Annotated in this window: 17 protein-coding genes and 1 pseudogene; 10 read left to right on the top strand and 8 right to left on the bottom strand. The window is 66.6% G+C overall.

Annotated elements, in window-relative coordinates; translation table 11 throughout:
* Window positions 1–38 precede the first annotated feature (38 nt).
* From BV453_RS11810 to BV453_RS11795, 4 genes are read right to left on the bottom strand one after another with little or no spacing between them, the layout of a single operon-like run.
* On the bottom strand, window positions 39–1,199 hold the full coding sequence (locus BV453_RS11810; RefSeq protein WP_249521671.1) for an acyl-CoA dehydrogenase family protein: 1,161 nt from the start codon (window positions 1,197–1,199) through the stop codon (window positions 39–41).
* Window positions 1,196–1,954: an alpha/beta fold hydrolase gene (locus BV453_RS11805; RefSeq protein ID WP_249521670.1), complete on the bottom strand. Its 759-nt coding sequence runs from the start codon at window positions 1,952–1,954 to the stop codon at window positions 1,196–1,198. Before BV453_RS11805 ends, BV453_RS11810 begins: the two co-directional genes overlap by 4 nt.
* A 40-nt stretch (window positions 1,955–1,994) precedes the next feature.
* Window positions 1,995–2,912 (bottom strand): sugar kinase, encoded by a 918-nt coding sequence (locus BV453_RS11800; RefSeq protein WP_249521669.1) that lies wholly within the window; start codon window positions 2,910–2,912, stop codon window positions 1,995–1,997.
* Entirely contained in the window at window positions 2,909–4,117 is a 1,209-nt protein-coding gene (locus BV453_RS11795; RefSeq protein WP_025102612.1) for an MFS transporter, read from the bottom strand. Before BV453_RS11795 ends, BV453_RS11800 begins: the two co-directional genes overlap by 4 nt.
* Window positions 4,118–4,494: 377 nt before the next feature.
* Between BV453_RS11795 and nrdH the strand changes: the two genes are divergently transcribed.
* The 7 genes and pseudogenes from nrdH to BV453_RS11760 form a co-directional block, all read left to right on the top strand.
* Window positions 4,495–4,728 (top strand): glutaredoxin-like protein NrdH, encoded by a 234-nt coding sequence (gene nrdH / locus BV453_RS11790; RefSeq protein ID WP_017202656.1) that lies wholly within the window; start codon window positions 4,495–4,497, stop codon window positions 4,726–4,728.
* A gap of 33 nt (window positions 4,729–4,761) precedes the next feature.
* Window positions 4,762–5,196 carry a class Ib ribonucleoside-diphosphate reductase assembly flavoprotein NrdI gene (gene nrdI, locus BV453_RS11785; RefSeq protein WP_249521668.1) on the top strand — a complete coding sequence of 145 codons (435 nt, stop codon included), beginning with the start codon at window positions 4,762–4,764 and terminating at the stop codon, window positions 5,194–5,196.
* A complete protein-coding gene (gene nrdE / locus BV453_RS11780; protein ID WP_029989124.1) occupies window positions 5,193–7,337 on the top strand; it encodes a class 1b ribonucleoside-diphosphate reductase subunit alpha in 2,145 nt (714 codons plus the stop codon). Before nrdI ends, nrdE begins: the two co-directional genes overlap by 4 nt.
* 39 nt (window positions 7,338–7,376) lie before the next feature.
* On the top strand, window positions 7,377–8,357 hold the full coding sequence (gene nrdF / locus BV453_RS11775) for a class 1b ribonucleoside-diphosphate reductase subunit beta (RefSeq protein WP_025102609.1): 981 nt from the start codon (window positions 7,377–7,379) through the stop codon (window positions 8,355–8,357).
* A gap of 45 nt (window positions 8,358–8,402) precedes the next feature.
* A complete protein-coding gene (locus tag BV453_RS11770; RefSeq protein ID WP_249521667.1) occupies window positions 8,403–9,014 on the top strand; it encodes a hypothetical protein in 612 nt (203 codons plus the stop codon).
* Between the two features lie 354 nt (window positions 9,015–9,368).
* On the top strand, window positions 9,369–10,169 hold the full coding sequence (locus tag BV453_RS11765; protein ID WP_249521666.1) for a HAMP domain-containing sensor histidine kinase: 801 nt from the start codon (window positions 9,369–9,371) through the stop codon (window positions 10,167–10,169).
* A gap of 14 nt (window positions 10,170–10,183) precedes the next feature.
* Window positions 10,184–10,450 (top strand): annotated as a pseudogene (locus BV453_RS11760) (ribonucleotide-diphosphate reductase subunit beta); the annotation flags it as partial.
* A 151-nt stretch (window positions 10,451–10,601) separates the two neighbouring features.
* Here the strand turns inward: BV453_RS11760 and BV453_RS11755 are convergent.
* Window positions 10,602–11,030 (bottom strand): hypothetical protein, encoded by a 429-nt coding sequence (locus tag BV453_RS11755; RefSeq protein WP_249521665.1) that lies wholly within the window; start codon window positions 11,028–11,030, stop codon window positions 10,602–10,604.
* Window positions 11,031–11,341: 311 nt separating this feature from the next.
* On the opposite strand from BV453_RS11755, the gene BV453_RS11750 reads away from it, so the two are divergent.
* Window positions 11,342–11,704, top strand: a complete 363-nt coding sequence (locus tag BV453_RS11750) for a hypothetical protein (protein ID WP_249521664.1) — start codon at window positions 11,342–11,344, stop codon at window positions 11,702–11,704.
* A 190-nt stretch (window positions 11,705–11,894) separates the two neighbouring features.
* Here the strand turns inward: BV453_RS11750 and BV453_RS11745 are convergent, their stop codons facing one another.
* Together BV453_RS11745 and BV453_RS11740 are read right to left on the bottom strand one after the other, a co-directional pair.
* Window positions 11,895–12,506, bottom strand: coding sequence for a hypothetical protein (locus tag BV453_RS11745; protein ID WP_249521663.1), 612 nt, complete (start codon window positions 12,504–12,506; stop codon window positions 11,895–11,897).
* A 34-nt stretch (window positions 12,507–12,540) separates the two neighbouring features.
* Window positions 12,541–12,855 carry a hypothetical protein gene (locus BV453_RS11740; protein WP_249521662.1) on the bottom strand — a complete coding sequence of 105 codons (315 nt, stop codon included), beginning with the start codon at window positions 12,853–12,855 and terminating at the stop codon, window positions 12,541–12,543.
* 131 nt (window positions 12,856–12,986) lie between these two features.
* Between BV453_RS11740 and BV453_RS11735 the strand changes: the two genes are divergently transcribed.
* Entirely contained in the window at window positions 12,987–14,795 is a 1,809-nt protein-coding gene (locus tag BV453_RS11735) for an oleate hydratase (protein ID WP_249521661.1), read from the top strand.
* A 20-nt stretch (window positions 14,796–14,815) separates the two neighbouring features.
* Window positions 14,816–15,469: a hypothetical protein gene (locus tag BV453_RS11730; RefSeq protein WP_249521660.1), complete on the top strand. Its 654-nt coding sequence runs from the start codon at window positions 14,816–14,818 to the stop codon at window positions 15,467–15,469.
* A gap of 16 nt (window positions 15,470–15,485) precedes the next feature.
* Here BV453_RS11730 and BV453_RS11725 read toward each other — a convergent pair whose 3' ends face one another.
* Entirely contained in the window at window positions 15,486–15,875 is a 390-nt protein-coding gene (locus BV453_RS11725) for a hypothetical protein (RefSeq protein ID WP_126893822.1), read from the bottom strand.
* Between the last annotated feature and the right edge of the window lies 1 nt (window position 15,876).

Raw genomic sequence — 15,876 nt, 5'->3', positions numbered from 1 at the left:
GCGGACGGTCGTGGACAACGGGGTGTGCGTGCGCCCGCTCAGGCCTCGATCGGGCCCAGCCAGGCGCTCGCCGCGGTGGCGTGCGCCGACTCCGGGTCGGAGGGATGGAACGCGCCGGCGAGGACGTCGCGATACAGCCGGGAGAGCTCGTTGGCGCTGAAGTACGAGCCGCCGCCGGCCACCAGCATGGCCTCGTCGACGACGTGCTTGGCCATCGTCACCGCGCGATGCTTGACGCCCGAGAGCGCGGGGAACCAGCCCGCGCCGCGGTCCGCGCGCTCGTCGACATCGCGGGCGAGTACGGCGATCTGCGGAGGGAGGGCGTCGTAGGCGAGGGCCATGTCGGCGATCCGCCAGCGGATGTCCGGATCCTGGCTGTACGCGGCGCCGCTCTTCTTGGAGCGACGCCGATGGGCCGTCGCCACGGCCAGCTCGAGGGCCCGCCGGGCGATTCCGGTGTAGACGGAGGCGAGGAGGATCTCGAAGACCGCGAAGATGCCGAAGACGATCGGGTCGGGGCTCGGGCCGGGGTCGATCCGCCGCACGACGTGCGCCGCCTCCGCGACGGCCCCGTTGAGGCGCGTGGTCCGGCTCTGGGTGCCGCGCATGCCGAGGGTGTCCCAGTCGTCGGCGGTGGTGACCGCGGACGTGCGGTCGACGAAGGCGAACACGAGCTTCGGCGCGTCCGGGCTCGTGGTGTCGAGCCCGTGCAGGCCGAGCTTCGTCCACACCGGGGCGAGCGAGGTGAAGATCTTGGTGCCGGTGAAGGCGTAACCCCCGGCGCCGTCCGGGACCGCCGCCGTGTCGCTCCCGAACAGCACGAGGTCGTTGCCGCCCTCGCTGATGCCGAACGCGAAGACCTCGCCGGCCACGGCGCCGTCCTGCACGAACTCGAGACCGGGGACCCCGCGGTCCGAGAAGACCTTGGCGACGCCGGTCCAGACGAGGTGCATGTTGATCGCCAGGGCAGTTGCGGGCGCGGCGCCCGCGAGCCGCTGCTGGAGGAGGGCGGCCTGCTCGAGGCCGAGTCCCGCGCCGCCGCGCTCCCGCGGCACGAGGATCGACAGGTAGCCGGCCGCGCGGAGCTCATCGAGGTCGGCCTGGGGGAAGGTGTTCTCCCTGTCGTGGAGGGGGGCGCGCTCGCGGATGCGGTCGAGTAGGTCGTCGGGGAGATACGCCGACGGGTCGAAGTCGTTCATGCCAGAGCCTCCAGGAGCTGTCGGATGGATTCCTCCGGGCGGTCGCGATGCACCGAGTGGCCGGCGCCGGCGACGACCGACAGGGAGATGCGGGGGTTGCTCGCGAGCACCTCGTCGGCGAGGGCCCCGGTGAAGATGCTGGAGACGGTGGGATCGCCGCCGATCACGTGCGTGGGCACCGTCAGGCGGGCTGCGTGTGCACGGACGTCCCACGGCTGGTTCTGTGCGCTCGTCTGCTCGACCGCCCACACGCTCGCCCGCCGGACGGCGTCGACCTTGAGCTCCTGGTCCTGCGGGTGCCAGTGCGGGTGCTCCTGCCGCACCGCGTCGAGGCGGTTGTCGGCGAAGGCGCGTTCCTGGCTGCGGCGGACGTCGGCCGCGTCCTGCTGGACGACATGGATCGCGGGATCGATGAGGACGAGGCGTCGTGTCCAGTCCGCGTCGTCCGCGGCGGCCACCGTCCCGGCGGCGCCGCCGAGCGAGTGTCCGACGACGGCATCCCAGGCGCCCGCACCGGGAGGGCGCGTGGCGGCGAGGTCCGCGGCGTACGCTGCGACGGAGTAGTCGAGCATGCGCGGGGCGTCTCCGTGGCCGCGCAGGTCCACCGCCGTCGCGTGCCAGCCGGCCGCTGCGAGGGCGTCGCCGAGCCGCCACATGAGCGCGCCGGACGATCCCAGACCGTGCACGAGGAGGGCGCGTCGCGGCGCAGCGACATCGCCCCAGCTCAGGCGGGGGAGGGTGACGGGAGCGGACATGGCACCAGCCTACGACTGCGCCGGGGCGTGGCGGGCGGCGTCAGAGCGCGGGCTCCAGAGGCGGCAGGTCGGCCGCGATGCGGAGCACCCGCGCGGCGGCCTCGTGTCCGGCGGCCAGGCGGGTCTCGAGGTCGGCGCCGTCGAGCGTCGCGGCGAGGAACCCGGACGCGAAGGCGTCGCCGGCACCGACGGGCTCGACGACATCGACCACCGGCGCGGGAACGAACACCGGGTCCGCGTCGCCCGCGAACGCCGTCGCGCCGACGTCGCCGTCCTTGACGACGAGTAGGCGGCAGTGCGGGAGGTGGGCGCGGATCTCCGCTGCTGTGGCGGTCCCCCAGATGCGCTCGGCCTCGTCGCGGCCGACGAAGGCGATGTCGGCGGCGTCGGCCAGACGAGCCAGGGTGGCGGCCGCCTCTTCCGGGCTCCACAGCGCCCGGCGGTCGTTGACGTCGAACGAGACGACGGCTCCGGCGGTGCGCGCGTCGGCGAAGAGCTGGTCGACCATCGCCAGGCACGTCGCGGACAGCGCCGGGGTGATGCCCGTGGTGTGCACGATGCGCACGCCGGCGAGCTGCGCGGGGGACAGGAACCCCGGTGCCATGCGCGAGGCGGCCGAGCCGCGGCGGTAGTAGTAGACGGCCGACGACTCCACGCCGGGATCCTTGAACATCACACCGGTCGGTGCCTCGGCGTCGATTTCGGTCCACAACTCGACGCGACGCCGTTCCAGCTCGGCGGTGAGACGTCGGCCGAGGGGATCGTCGCCGAGGCGGGAGGCCCAGGCGGCGCGGTGGCCCGCGGCCGCCACGCCGACCGCGACGTTCGCCTCCGCGCCCGCGTGCGTGATCGACGCCGTGTCGGCGGACGCGAGGTCGGCGCCGGTGGGAGTGATCAGCGCCATCGACTCGCCGACGCACACGATCGCGGGGGAGGAGGACGGGACGGAGGGGCTCATGAGGGGGTGACCGCCAGGGGCTCGGTATCGGGATGGGGGCTCGCGTCGCGGTGACGCAGATCGGGGAAGGAGCGCACGAACACGATCGAGACGAGCAGTCCGACGCCCGCGAAGATGGTGGCGGCCAGGTAGGCGCCGCGCCAGTCGCCGACGTCGACGAGGAAGCCGGCGACCGCCGATCCGGCTGCGGCGCCGATGAGCTGGCCGGTGCCCGCCCAGCCGAAGGCCTCGGCGGTCTCGCTGAACTTCACGCTGGCCGTGGTGATGGCGAACAGCACCGCGAGGGCGGGAGCGATGCCGATGCCGGCGAGGATGAGCGTGCCGCCCAGCCAGAAGACGTTGAGCATCACCATCGTGAGGGCCAGGCCCACGGTGACGATGAGCAGGCGGCGCGCCATGGCCCACGGGCCGATCGGGATGTGGCCGAAGGCGAGACCGCCGGCCAGGCTGCCGGCGGAGAAGACGGCGAGGATGAGGCCCGCCGCGAGGCTGCCGTGCTCGAACGTCGCGACCACGCCGACCTCGACCGCCGAGCAGGCGCCGATGAGGAGGAAACCGATGACCGTCGCGAGGAGCACGGGCGGCTTGAGGACGACCTTGCCCAGCGCATTGCGGCTGCGGGGGATGCGCACGCGGCCGACCTCGGGGGAGAGGATGAACCACGCGCCGCCGGCGACGAGGACGATCGCCACCAGGAGCAGACCCTCCATGGTGCCGACCTGGGTGGAGACGAGGGTGATGACCACCGGGGCCAGCACCCAGATGATCTCCTGCAGGGACGCGTCGAGGGAGAACAGCGGCGTGAGCTGGCCGGCGTTCACGAGCTTGGGGTAGATCGTGCGGACGGCCGCCTGCACGGGCGGGGTCGACAGGCCGGCGATCATGCCGAGAGCCATGTAGCCGGGGACGGAGAGCGGCAGCAGCCCGAGACCGAGCACGGCGATCACGCAGACGGACAGGGTGAGGGTCAGCACCCGCCGCATGCCCCAGGCGCCCATCCACCGGCTGGTGATGGGGCCGGCGACCGCCTGGCCGACGCTGGTCGCGGCGAGCACGAGGCCCGCCGATCCGTACGATCCGGTCTGCTGCTCGACGTGCAGCAGGATCGCCAAGGACATCATCCCGTTGGGGAAGCGCGCGGTGAGCTGGGCGGCGATCATGCGGCCCACTCCCGGCGTGCGAAGAAGATCCCGATAGCCCGCCACTCGACAACGGTACCGGGCGGCGGCGACGTCGGAGGGACGGGCCGACGACCGACACGCCGCGACACGCCGTGGACACGCCGACGGGCGAATTCCACAGGCCTGGGGATGTCGGAAGCCCCTCGTAGGGTGCCCCCTGTGGATGGATCTCTCACAGGCTCCTCCCAGCCGCGATTTCCCGCGGGTCGACGACCCCGGGAGAGGGGGTCCGCCTGTGGAAGAAACGGTGGACAACCTGTGTTGTATCTGTAGAGAGCGGTGGAAAAACTACACGGATGTAACTACTACCCCTTGTGGTCGCACCGAATGTCCGTCCCTATATGTAGTATTGAGATCCCGGCGGAGGTCTGCCGGAGAAACCAGAGATTTGAGGGGTTCAGATGTCGATCACGGTGTACACCAAGCCTTCCTGCGTCCAGTGCAACGCGACCTACCGTGCCCTGGATGCCAAGGGCATCGAGTACGAGATCCACGACCTGTCGGAGGACCCGACGGCCCTGGAGCAGGTCAAGGCGCTCGGCTACATGCAGGCGCCGGTCGTCGTCACGGACGAGGACCACTGGTCGGGCTTCCGTCCCGACAAGATCGACGAGCTCGCGTCCCGCCTGGCGTGAGCCTTCGGCGTCGCTCAGGGACCGGGGTGAATCATGCACCTAGTCGCTACCGCAGCGCCGCTCCTGGTCTACTTCTCGAGCGTGTCGGGTAACACCGCGCGCTTCATCGAGAAGCTCGGGCTCCCCGCCCGACGCATCCCCCTCCACCGGAACGAAGAGGACCTCGTCGTCGACGAGCCCTTCGTGCTGGTCACCCCCACCTACGGCGGGGGCGTCGGGCGCGGGGTCGAGAAGGGGGCCGTGCCCAAGCAGGTGATCCGGTTCCTCAACTACGAGCGCAACCGGCGCCACATCCGCGGGGTCATCTCCGCGGGCAACACCAACTTCGGCGACGCGTTCTGCCTCGCCGGCGACATCATCAGCCGCAAGTGCCACGTGCCTCACTTGTATCGGCTCGAGATCTTCGGCACACAGGACGACGTGGATCGCGTGAGCGACGGATTGGAACGACGGTGGAATCTTCAGTGACCGAGACAGTGGCATTCAAGGTGAACCCCGCGTACGAGGGCCTGGACTACCACGCGCTCAACGCGATGCTGAACCTGTACGACGCGAACGGGAAGATCCAGTTCGACGCCGACAAGCGCGCCGCGCGGGAGTACTTCCTGCAGCACGTGAACCAGAACACGGTGTTCTTCCACTCGCTCAAGGAGCGCCTGGACTACCTCGTGGAGAAGGAGTACTACGAGGGCGCTGTCATCGAGAAGTACTCGTTCGACTTCGTGCAGAAGCTCAACGACCTCGCCTACTCGAAGAAGTTCCGCTTCGAGACGTTCCTGGGTGCCTTCAAGTACTACACGAGCTACACGCTGAAGACGTTCGACGGCAAGCGCTACCTCGAGCGCTTCGAGGACCGCGTCGTGATGACCGCGCTCGCCCTGGCGGACGGCGACGAGAAGCTCGCCGTGAACCTCGTCGAGGAGATCATCTCCGGTCGGTTCCAGCCGGCCACCCCGACCTTCCTCAACGCGGGCAAGGCCCAGCGCGGCGAGCTCGTCAGCTGCTTCCTGCTGCGCATCGAGGACAACATGGAGTCGATCGCCCGCGGCATCAACTCCGCCCTGCAGCTCTCGAAGCGCGGCGGCGGCGTGGCCCTGCTGCTGTCGAACATCCGCGAGGCGGGCGCCCCGATCAAGCAGATCGAGAACCAGTCCTCGGGCATCATCCCCGTCATGAAGCTCCTCGAAGACAGCTTCAGCTACGCCAACCAGCTCGGCGCGCGTCAGGGTGCCGGTGCGGTGTACCTCAACGCCCACCACCCCGACATCATGCGCTTCCTCGACACGAAGCGCGAGAACGCGGACGAGAAGATCCGCATCAAGACGCTGTCGCTCGGTGTCGTGGTGCCGGACATCACGTTCGAGCTCGCCAAGAACGACGAGGACATGTACCTGTTCTCGCCGTACGACGTGGAGAAGGTCTACGGCGTCCCGTTCGGCGACATCTCGGTCACCGAGAAGTACCGCGAGATGGTCGACGACCCGCGCATCAAGAAGACCAAGATCAACGCCCGCGAGTTCTTCCAGACCGTCGCCGAGATCCAGTTCGAGTCCGGCTACCCGTACGTCATGTTCGAGGACACGGTCAACAAGGCCAACCCCATCAAGGGGCGCATCAACATGTCGAACCTCTGCAGCGAGATCCTGCAGGTGAACACGCCGACCACCTACAACGACGACCTGTCGTACAAGGAGATCGGCAAGGACATCTCCTGCAACCTCGGCTCGATGAACATCGCGCTGTCGATGGACGCCGACGACCTCGGCCAGACGGTCGAGACCGCGATCCGTGCGCTCACCGCGGTCAGCGACCAGAGCCACATCCGCTCGGTCCGCTCGATCGAGGACGGCAACGACCGGTCGCACGCGATCGGCCTGGGGCAGATGAACCTGCACGGCTACCTCGCCCGCGAGCACGTCTTCTACGGCTCGGAGGAGGGTGTCGACTTCACGAACATCTACTTCTACACCGTGCTGTTCCACGCGCTGCGCGCCTCGAACCAGCTCGCGATCGAGCGCGGCACGGCGTTCGACGGATTCGCCGACTCGACCTACGCGTCCGGCGAGTTCTTCGACAAGTACATCGACCGCGCCTGGGTCCCGGAGACCGAGAAGGTCAAGGAGCTCTTCGCCGGCAAGCACATCCCGACGCAGGAGGACTGGGTCCAGCTCAAGGCGTCGATCCAGGAGCACGGCATCTACAACCAGAACCTGCAGGCCGTGCCGCCGACGGGCTCGATCTCCTACATCAACAACTCGACCTCCTCGATCCACCCGATCGCCTCGAAGATCGAGATCCGCAAGGAAGGCAAGCTCGGTCGCGTCTACTACCCGGCGGCGTTCATGACGAACGACAACCTGGAGTACTACCAGGACGCGTACGAGATCGGCTACGAGAAGGTCATCGACACGTACGCCGCGGCCACGCAGCACGTCGACCAGGGCCTGTCGCTGACGCTGTTCTTCAAGGACACCGCCACCACGCGTGACATCAACAAGGCCCAGATCTACGCATGGCGCAAGGGCATCAAGACGATCTACTACATCCGTCTGCGTCAGCTGGCGCTCGAGGGCACCGACATGACCGAGTGCGTCTCGTGCATGCTCTGACACTTCGACAGGCTCAGTGACCCAGGAACTAGGACAAGAATGACTCCTCACTCCCCGCTCAAGCTGGTCTCCAGCGTGCAGGCGATCAACTGGAACCGCATCCAGGACGACAAGGACCTCGAGGTCTGGAACCGTCTGGTGAACAACTTCTGGCTGCCGGAGAAGGTGCCGCTGTCGAACGACGTGCAGTCGTGGAACACGCTCACCCCCGACGAGCAGCTGCTCACCATGCGGGTGTTCACCGGGCTCACGCTCCTCGACACGATCCAGGGCACCGTCGGCGCGGTGTCGCTGATCCCCGACGCGATCACGCCTCACGAGGAGGCCGTCTACACGAACATCGCGTTCATGGAGTCGGTGCACGCGAAGAGCTACTCCTCGATCTTCTCGACGCTCGCGTCGACGAAGGAGATCGACGAGGCGTTCCGCTGGTCCACGGAGAATGTGAACCTTCAGAAGAAGGCGCAGATCATCATGGACTACTACCAGGGAGACGACCCGCTCAAGCGCAAGGTCGCCTCCACGCTGCTGGAGTCGTTCCTGTTCTACTCGGGCTTCTACCTGCCGATCTACTGGTCGTCGAAGGCGAAGCTGACGAACACGGCCGACCTCATCCGCCTCATCATCCGCGACGAGGCCGTGCACGGGTACTACATCGGCTACAAGTTCCAGCGCGGACTCGAGACGGCCGACCAGGCGCGCAAGGACGAGCTCAAGGACTACACGTTCTCGCTGCTCTACGAGCTCTACGACAACGAGGTGCAGTACACGCAGGACCTCTACGACGGCGTCGGGCTGACCGAGGACGTCAAGAAGTTCCTGCACTACAACGCCAACAAGGCCCTGATGAACCTGGGCTACGAGGCGATGTTCCCCTCCAGTGTCACCAACGTGAACCCGGCGATCCTGTCGGCGCTCTCCCCGAACGCGGACGAGAACCACGACTTCTTCTCCGGCTCGGGCTCCTCCTACGTCATCGGCAAGGCCGAGGCCACGGAAGACGACGACTGGGACTTCTGAGCCCCCTTCGGAGAGAGCGTGATGTACGGCGTGAACACTAGTAGTGTGCGAACGATCGAGGAGATTCGCAAGACCGCACGGATCTTGGTTATTGATGATTCCGCGTTTCCGTTCAAATCTCAATTTGAGAAAGACGGCTATCATATCGAGCGCTGGGCGACCATCAAGAACCTCTCTCAGTTGACCGACGGTCACTATCATGTGATCTTGCTCGATATTCATGGTGTCGGATTAAATGTCGATCCCGACCGGCAGGGGATCGGAGTTTTGGCGCACATTAAAGAAACAAACCCGGCGCAGCCGGTGCTCGTGTACTCCGCGAAACCGCACGGTGTTCGCGCAATAGATCAGTTAAAGCTCGCCGATGGTGTTCTCGATAAGTCCCAAGCGTACGTTGATTACAAGTCAAGTATTGACCGTATTCTCACTGCACGCTCGACCCCTGAGGCATATATCGCAATGGTTAATGCGTACCTTGGGGCTGACGTGGCGCGCGCGCCGAAACTTGTGCCGCGCGTTCTCAAGGCGATCCAGACGGGTAGAGTCGATCGTCTCGCGAAGTACCTCAATCGAGCTTTGCATGAACCGACTCAGATTGATCGGGTGCTGGCAATCGTCAGTATCGGAGTGACTACTGTCGGCCTATTTCAAGGATAAAGAAATGAGGGTTCGATGGCGAACCTTTGGGAAGTTTTTCCGTTTCCAACTATCTCCATGGGGGAAATTACAAACGGTGCGCTCATGGACGCCCACCCTGCTTGCGTGAGGTGTCGTGCACGTCCGTGCGTGGAAGACTCTCAGCAGCGAGAGCCGGCCGAGATTGCTCACTGCCGATACGGAATCTCCTACTCTCGTGTCGATGACGTGAGGAATATCATCGGCCTTACGGTTGGGCTTCCGGAGCAGTCCGCTGCGGCCCGACGTGCTTATAGTCGGGACAAGCAGCGCCGCGCAACTCCCGGTCAGGTTCGATCGGCCGTGCAAGCTGCCCAGAGGCTCGGGACCGGGCTCGTGGAGAGCTTCGAGACGAGTCGGCAAGAGCTCCTCGCGGCGCTGGCTGCTGACCCGGAGATGCTTAAGAGTCTGGCCGAGCAGTTGAGGCATGAGTTCGATGAGAACCTTGAGCAGAGTCACGATTTTCTACAATTGCTTACGCAGGTTCAGGGCAACGCTGAAGCGATCCTGCTGGATAAGCACCCTGGGATGGACGTTGACCTCGCCGCAGAAAAGTCCCCCCACGAAGGAGCAATTTTCTTTGCCGCGAAACTGATGAAGGTCAAGATTGATTCCCTTGTCTACCTTCAGGAGATCAATCGAGTGCACGGTGGGGAGACGCGTTTCCAAATTCACCCATTCATTCTGAAGTACGTTCGAATCTACAAATGGCAAGCGGAGCAGCGTGAACTTCGAATTCGGCTTGATGGTTCGTCGTATGCTGCTGTTTTCTTAAGTGGTGATGCGGTCGGCGCAGTTGTGCAAGCGCTTTTGGATAACATGGTGAAGTATGCGCCTGCAGGTTCTAACGCGACCGTCGAGTTTGCAGAAAGCGGCGATCGAGTTGCCGTAAGTTTTCGGTCGATTGGTCCAAGAATCGAGAAAGAAGAGATGTCCAAGATATTTCTGCCTCGGTATAGGGCGGTTTCTGCTCGCCGGATTGAGTCACTTGGACAGGGAATTGGTTTAGCAACGGCTAAATCAATCTCGGACGTATTGGGGCTTCAGCTATCGGTTGAGCAAGATGCTGATCCTCATCCGTCGTACTCAGGCAGGTTCTCTACGACATTTTCGTTGAGCTTTACAAAAGCTGTCTAGTCAAGCTCTAGCACAACGAGGTGCAGTACACGCAGGACCTCTACGACGGCGTCGGGCTGACCGAGGACGTCAAGAAGTTCCTGCACTACAACGCCAACAAGGCCCTGATGAACCTGGGCTACGAGGCGATGTTCCCCTCCAGTGTCACCAACGTGAACCCGGCGATCCTGTCGGCGCTCTCCCCGAACGCGGACGAGAACCACGACTTCTTCTCCGGCTCGGGCTCCTCCTACGTCATCGGCAAGGCCGAGGCCACGGAAGACGACGACTGGGACTTCTGAGTCCTGCGCGGTGGGACGCAAGCAGAGTAATGCGTCCGACTCCGGCCGACCCGACCCTCGGGCTGGCCGGAGGCGCCGTCGGGTGACCCACCGTGAGCCTGACGATCGCGGTCCGGTCGTCCGCTGTCAGCGCTCAGACGGAACGGTCGGGCTACGGCACGTACTCGCCCGATGTGTAGTCGGCGACGAGCTTCAAGGTGCCCGCTGACGGCCGCGCGGACACCCACACGGTGCGCGGATCCCACAGGTTCCCAGGCACCGACAGTTGCGGCGTCGCCCCCATCTCCGCGGCGAGTTGTTCCGGGGTCATGCCGTCGGGTGGGCGAACGGTGAACGTCACCGAGCAGCCGCCGCTTCCGCAGCCTTCGCTCTGGCCGACCACCTGCGCGCAGGCAGGGAGGGGCACGGCTGACAGGGGAGGAGTGTCGCCCTCGTCCGCCATCATGAACAGCCAGCCCAGCCGTGCGAGGTAGAACACGATGAGGAGAGCTGCGGCGACGATCAGGCCGACCCGGATCCTGCGGCGCCGGGTCGCACCCTTCTCCTGCGGACCGTGGTCGGCTAGCGGAGCGGGTTCCATGGCGTGAGCATACCCATCGCACCCGGAAGATCCATCCGCCGCAGAACGAGCATGACGTTCACAGGGCGGCGGCCTTCGCTCCGCGCCGACTGCGGCGAGAGTCTCCGCACCCGCGGCATCGGATACGCAACGACGCCCCAGCGCTGAGGATGTACGGGAGTCGGCGTGCGGTATTGGAGGATGGAGAGTGGCCGTGCCGAAGGTTCTCAGGCGCATGGTGGTGCGGACCTTCGGCTATCAGAGAGAGGTTCTGGATGAAGATGCCGACGAGTCGCTCATCGCAGAACCCCCCGCGAGGCTTCCTCCGACGTGTGCTTCATCTGCTGGGCGCGGCTGCGGGCGCGATCCTGATCGTTGTCGGGGTCCGCTTCGGCACATCACCCGATTTTCAGTACATGTGTGGGCCGGGAACCTATGGGGGCCCCTGCAGTGGTGCCACGATCCTCGCCCTCGCCTGTCTCATCGCGGGGGCGGTGCTGTATGGGCAGTTCGGAACCCGCCGGTGGCTCTGGGTACCCGGTGCCGGTGCTGCGGGCGCGGTCATCCTCGCCGAGTATCAGGGCGTTCCCGTGAACCCCTTCTCTTTCGCCGTCGTCCTCATCCTCGCCGCAGCGGCGGTTGCGACGAGTGTGATCGGCATCATCAAAGGGCATGTTGCGCGTTCCGCGAAGTAGCGCGGTCGTCTCACGAAGGCAGAGTCGCAAGCAGACAGTGCACCGGTTTCGATGATCGTGACGGGGATGGTCGTGCCTGGGGGCGTCCGACCCCGGCCGACCTGACCGCCAGGCTCTGACGTTCTGGTTCCGGCCCGTGATCGCGAGCCGTGGAGTGACGGGGAGTCGGTAGACCGCCGACTCGCGTCGATCAATCGCCGAGTACCGGGACGCCCCAGATCCGTGCCGCATCGGAGATGAGGCGATCCATGCCATCCGGCGACTCCCGGCGAAGCGGCGCGTCGTCCCTGGTCACCGGGACCGGGATCGCGACCTGTCCCGCTTCCTGCGAGACCACGATCACCAGGGTCGGATAGAGGAAGGCGCCCTCCTGGATGCCGCCCCTCGTCACGCCCTGGATCCGGTCCCGGGGAATGCTGTAGGCCGTGAGGAGACGCGCTCCGCCGCGGACCAGCCGAAAGCCCGAGGGCTCGATGACCCCGGTGGGGCTCGCCGTGAGCAGGCCGCGGGGTGCGGCGCCGAGTCCGAGAAGGGGGATCGTGCGCGAGAGGTACGCGGCCACGCCGTTGAGGGCGTAGGAGCCGAAGATCCGTGCCTGCGGCTCACGCTCCCGCAGTGCTCGCCGCTGGGCGCGCTGCACTCGTTGGATGCGCCCGAGCACGATCCAGATGATCAGACCGGCGAGTGCCACGCCAGCGCCGAACACGAGCGAGGTCGCGACGGGCGGCTCGCCGTCCAACAGGGGGCGCACGAGCGCCCCCCAGACGAAGAACGCCGCCAGTGCGGCAGCTATCGCGAGCATCAGTCTGTTGGCGGGCGGGTTCCGGCGCACGAGATCAGCCGCCCCACAGGAACGCGGCGGCGGGAAGGAGCGCCAGGACGCCGAGCACGGCTCCGACGACGGGCCACGCATACCCTCCGCCGTCGGCGCGGGCGAAGACGAGCCCGATCACGCCGAGGATGAGGGCGATGCCGCCGAAGAGGACCGCGAGCGGCAGCGTGAGGAACACCAGCCATCCGTAGTTCGGGTCCGCCGTCCCCGCCAGGACGAAGACGATCGCGGTCGGCAGGATCCCGACGACCGCCGTGGCGGCGGAGGCGACTCCGCATCCGAAAGCGCGGCGACGGGGCAACGGAGGGATCTGAGTCACCCCGCGATCCTAGCGATCACGCGACTCGGCGAGGGCGAGCCCCGGCCGCTCGCGGAGGAAGCCCTTCCTTTCCGCATCGGTTTCGGCTGGACTGTGCGCATCGGTGTCGAACCAATCGGAGGGTGGGACAGATGTACCGCAGCAATGGGAACTACGAAGCATTCGCACGACCCCGGAAGCCGGAGGGGGCCGACGACAAGACGGTCTGGCTGGTCGGCGGCGGTCTCGCCGCGATGGCGGCCGCGATCTTCATGATCCGCGACGGGCAGGTCGCGGGGGAGCGGATCACGATCCTCGAGGAGCTGGGGCTGCCCGGCGGCGCGCTGGACGGGATCAAGTACCCCGAGAAGGGGTTCGTCATCCGCGGCGGCCGGGAGCTGGAAGATCACATGGAGTGCCTGTGGGACATGTTCCGCTCCATCCCGTCGTTGGAGATCGAGGGTGCCAGCGTGCTCGACGAGTTCTACTGGCTCAACAAGGACGACCCCAACGTCTCCCTGTGCCGGGTGACCGAGAAGCAGGGGCAGGACGCGCATACGGACAAGCTCTTCACCCTCTCGGAGAAGGCGCAGAAGGAGATCGTCGCCGTCATCCTCGCCACCCGCGAGGAGATGGAGGGCAAGCGGATCGACGAGGTGTTCGGCGACGACTTCCTCGGCAGCAACTTCTGGCTGTACTGGCGGACCATGTTCGCGTTCGAGGAGTGGCACTCGGCGCTGGAGATGAAGCTGTATCTGCACCGCTTCATGCACCACATCGGCGGGCTGCCCGACCTGTCCGCGTTGAAGTTCACGAAGTACAACCAGTACGAGTCGCTCGTGCTGCCGATGCGGAAGTTCCTCGACGACCACGGCGTGCAGTTCCGGTTCCATCACACCGTGACCGACATCCAGTTCGACATCGAGGACGGTCGCATCCAGGCGACGCGCATCGACTGGATCGCCGACGGCGAGCCCGGCGGCGTCGACCTCGGTCCGGACGACCTGTGTCTGGCGACGATCGGGTCGCTGACGGAGAACTCCGGGAACGGCGATCAGCACACCGCTCCGGAGCTGAAGACCGGCCCGGCCCCGGCTTGGGACCTCTGGAAGCGGATCGCCGCGAAGTCGCCCGCGTTCGGGCGGCCGGAGGTGTTCTGCAGCGACATCGACAAGACGAAGTGGGAGTCCGCCACCGTCACCACCGTCGACGAGCGCATCCCGAAGTACATCGAGAAGATCTGCAAGCGCGACCCCTTCAGCGGCAAGGTCGTCACCGGCGGCATCGTCACCGCCAAGGACTCGGCCTGGCTGATGAGCTGGACGGTGAACCGGCAGCCGCACTTCAAGGCGCAGAAGCCGAACGAGATCGTGGTCTGGGTGTACGGGCTCTTCGTCGAGACGCCCGGCGACTACGTCAAGAAGCCGATGCAGGAGTGCACGGGCGAGGAGATCGCGCAGGAGTGGCTCTACCACCTCGGTGTGCCGGTGGAGGACATCGCCGAGCTCGCCGCGTCGGCGGCCAAGACGGTCCCGGTGATGATGCCGTACGTGACCTCCTTCTTCATGCCGCGCCGGGCCGGCGACCGTCCGCAGGTGGTCCCGGAGGGAAGCGTCAACTTCGCCTTCCTCGGACAGTTCGCCGAGACGACGCGCGACACGATCTTCACCACCGAGTACTCCGTGCGCACCGCGATGGAGGCCACGTATCAGCTGCTCGACGTGGAACGCGGCGTGCCGGAGGTCTTCAACTCGACCTACGACATCCGCTACCTCCTCAAGGCGACCGCGCGGCTGCGCGACGGCGAGGCCGTCCACATCCCCGGCCCGAACTTCCTCCAGGGTCGCCTCCTGGACAAGCTCGACAACACGCAGATGGGAGAGCTGCTGACGGACTTCGGGCTCATCCCCGCGCACGGCGCCACGGTGCCGCGCCCGCGGGACGACGATGCGATCGCGTGAGCATGCGCTCGACGAGACCGATGCCCGGGAACCCGTGGCCGCACGACATGACCCTCACCGTCGAGGACCGTCCGCACACGCTGCTGGAGCTCCTCTGGATCCGCGAGGCGCACGGGCTGGATCCCGCCGATGACGCGCTCCCGCCGCCGCTGGTCGATCGACCGGCGGCGGCCGCGCGGCGCGTGGACGAGGAGACCCGGGCGCGCTGGACGGAGGTCTGGCCCCGCATCTGGGGCGACGCGGTCGCGCACGCCGCGACCGAACCAGACCAGGCGCTGCTCGACCGCGCCGTCGCCACGACGCTGAGTCCGGATGAGCGGGAGGCGGTGCTCACTCGGCTCGTCGGGCCCACAGCGCGGGACGAGTTCGGGGTGGAGGTGTCCGATGATGCGGCGTACCGCGCGTGGGAGCGGCGCGGTTCCGAGGCACATCTCGCGACGCACCTCACGACGATCGCGGACAGCCCCGAACGCCGTGACGTCGCCACCCTGGCCGATGCCTGGCGGCGCGGCCTCGGAAGGGTGGTGGCGCTGCCCTGCCGGGGGACGTACGTCCGGCAGATCGGACCGCAAGCGCTCCTGGTCACCGATGAGGTGCGGAGCGACTCCGCCGCGTACCGCGCGGCGCTGGACTCGTTCGGCCGAGGTCTCCCGGAGCGCCCGTCGAGGGCGTGACGTCCCGCGGGCCGAGTCAGAGGACGAGCGGGAGGAACGACACGATCAGGCCAACGGCACCGACCGCGGCGAAGACCACCCCGACAGTCCGCAGGACCCGGCGCAGATGCGGCGGCTCACCGATCCGGATGCGGGCCGGGTCGTTCGAGCTGTGGAACCCGTCGACCCATCCATCGGTGGTGGCCGCGGGCTCGCCGCGGCGCAGCGGTCTCTCGTGGAAGTCGCCGCCGGCGAACCAGCGAGCGGTGGGGCGGCCGTCCCGATCGATCACGGCGATCTCGACGGGGACCCACTGCCCCTCGACGAGCCGGATCAGCAGGGCCACGATGAGCAACGGGATTCCGACGCCGAGGCCGATCCAGGACAGCACCTCACCGACGACGGAGAGGGTGTCCACGAGCTGCACG

This window comes from Microbacterium sp. ER1 (assembly GCF_023383675.1).
Taxonomy (GTDB): domain Bacteria; phylum Actinomycetota; class Actinomycetes; order Actinomycetales; family Microbacteriaceae; genus Microbacterium.
The sequence above is the reverse complement of the archived record's forward strand: the minus strand, read 5'-3'. Positions and strand labels throughout refer to the sequence as shown.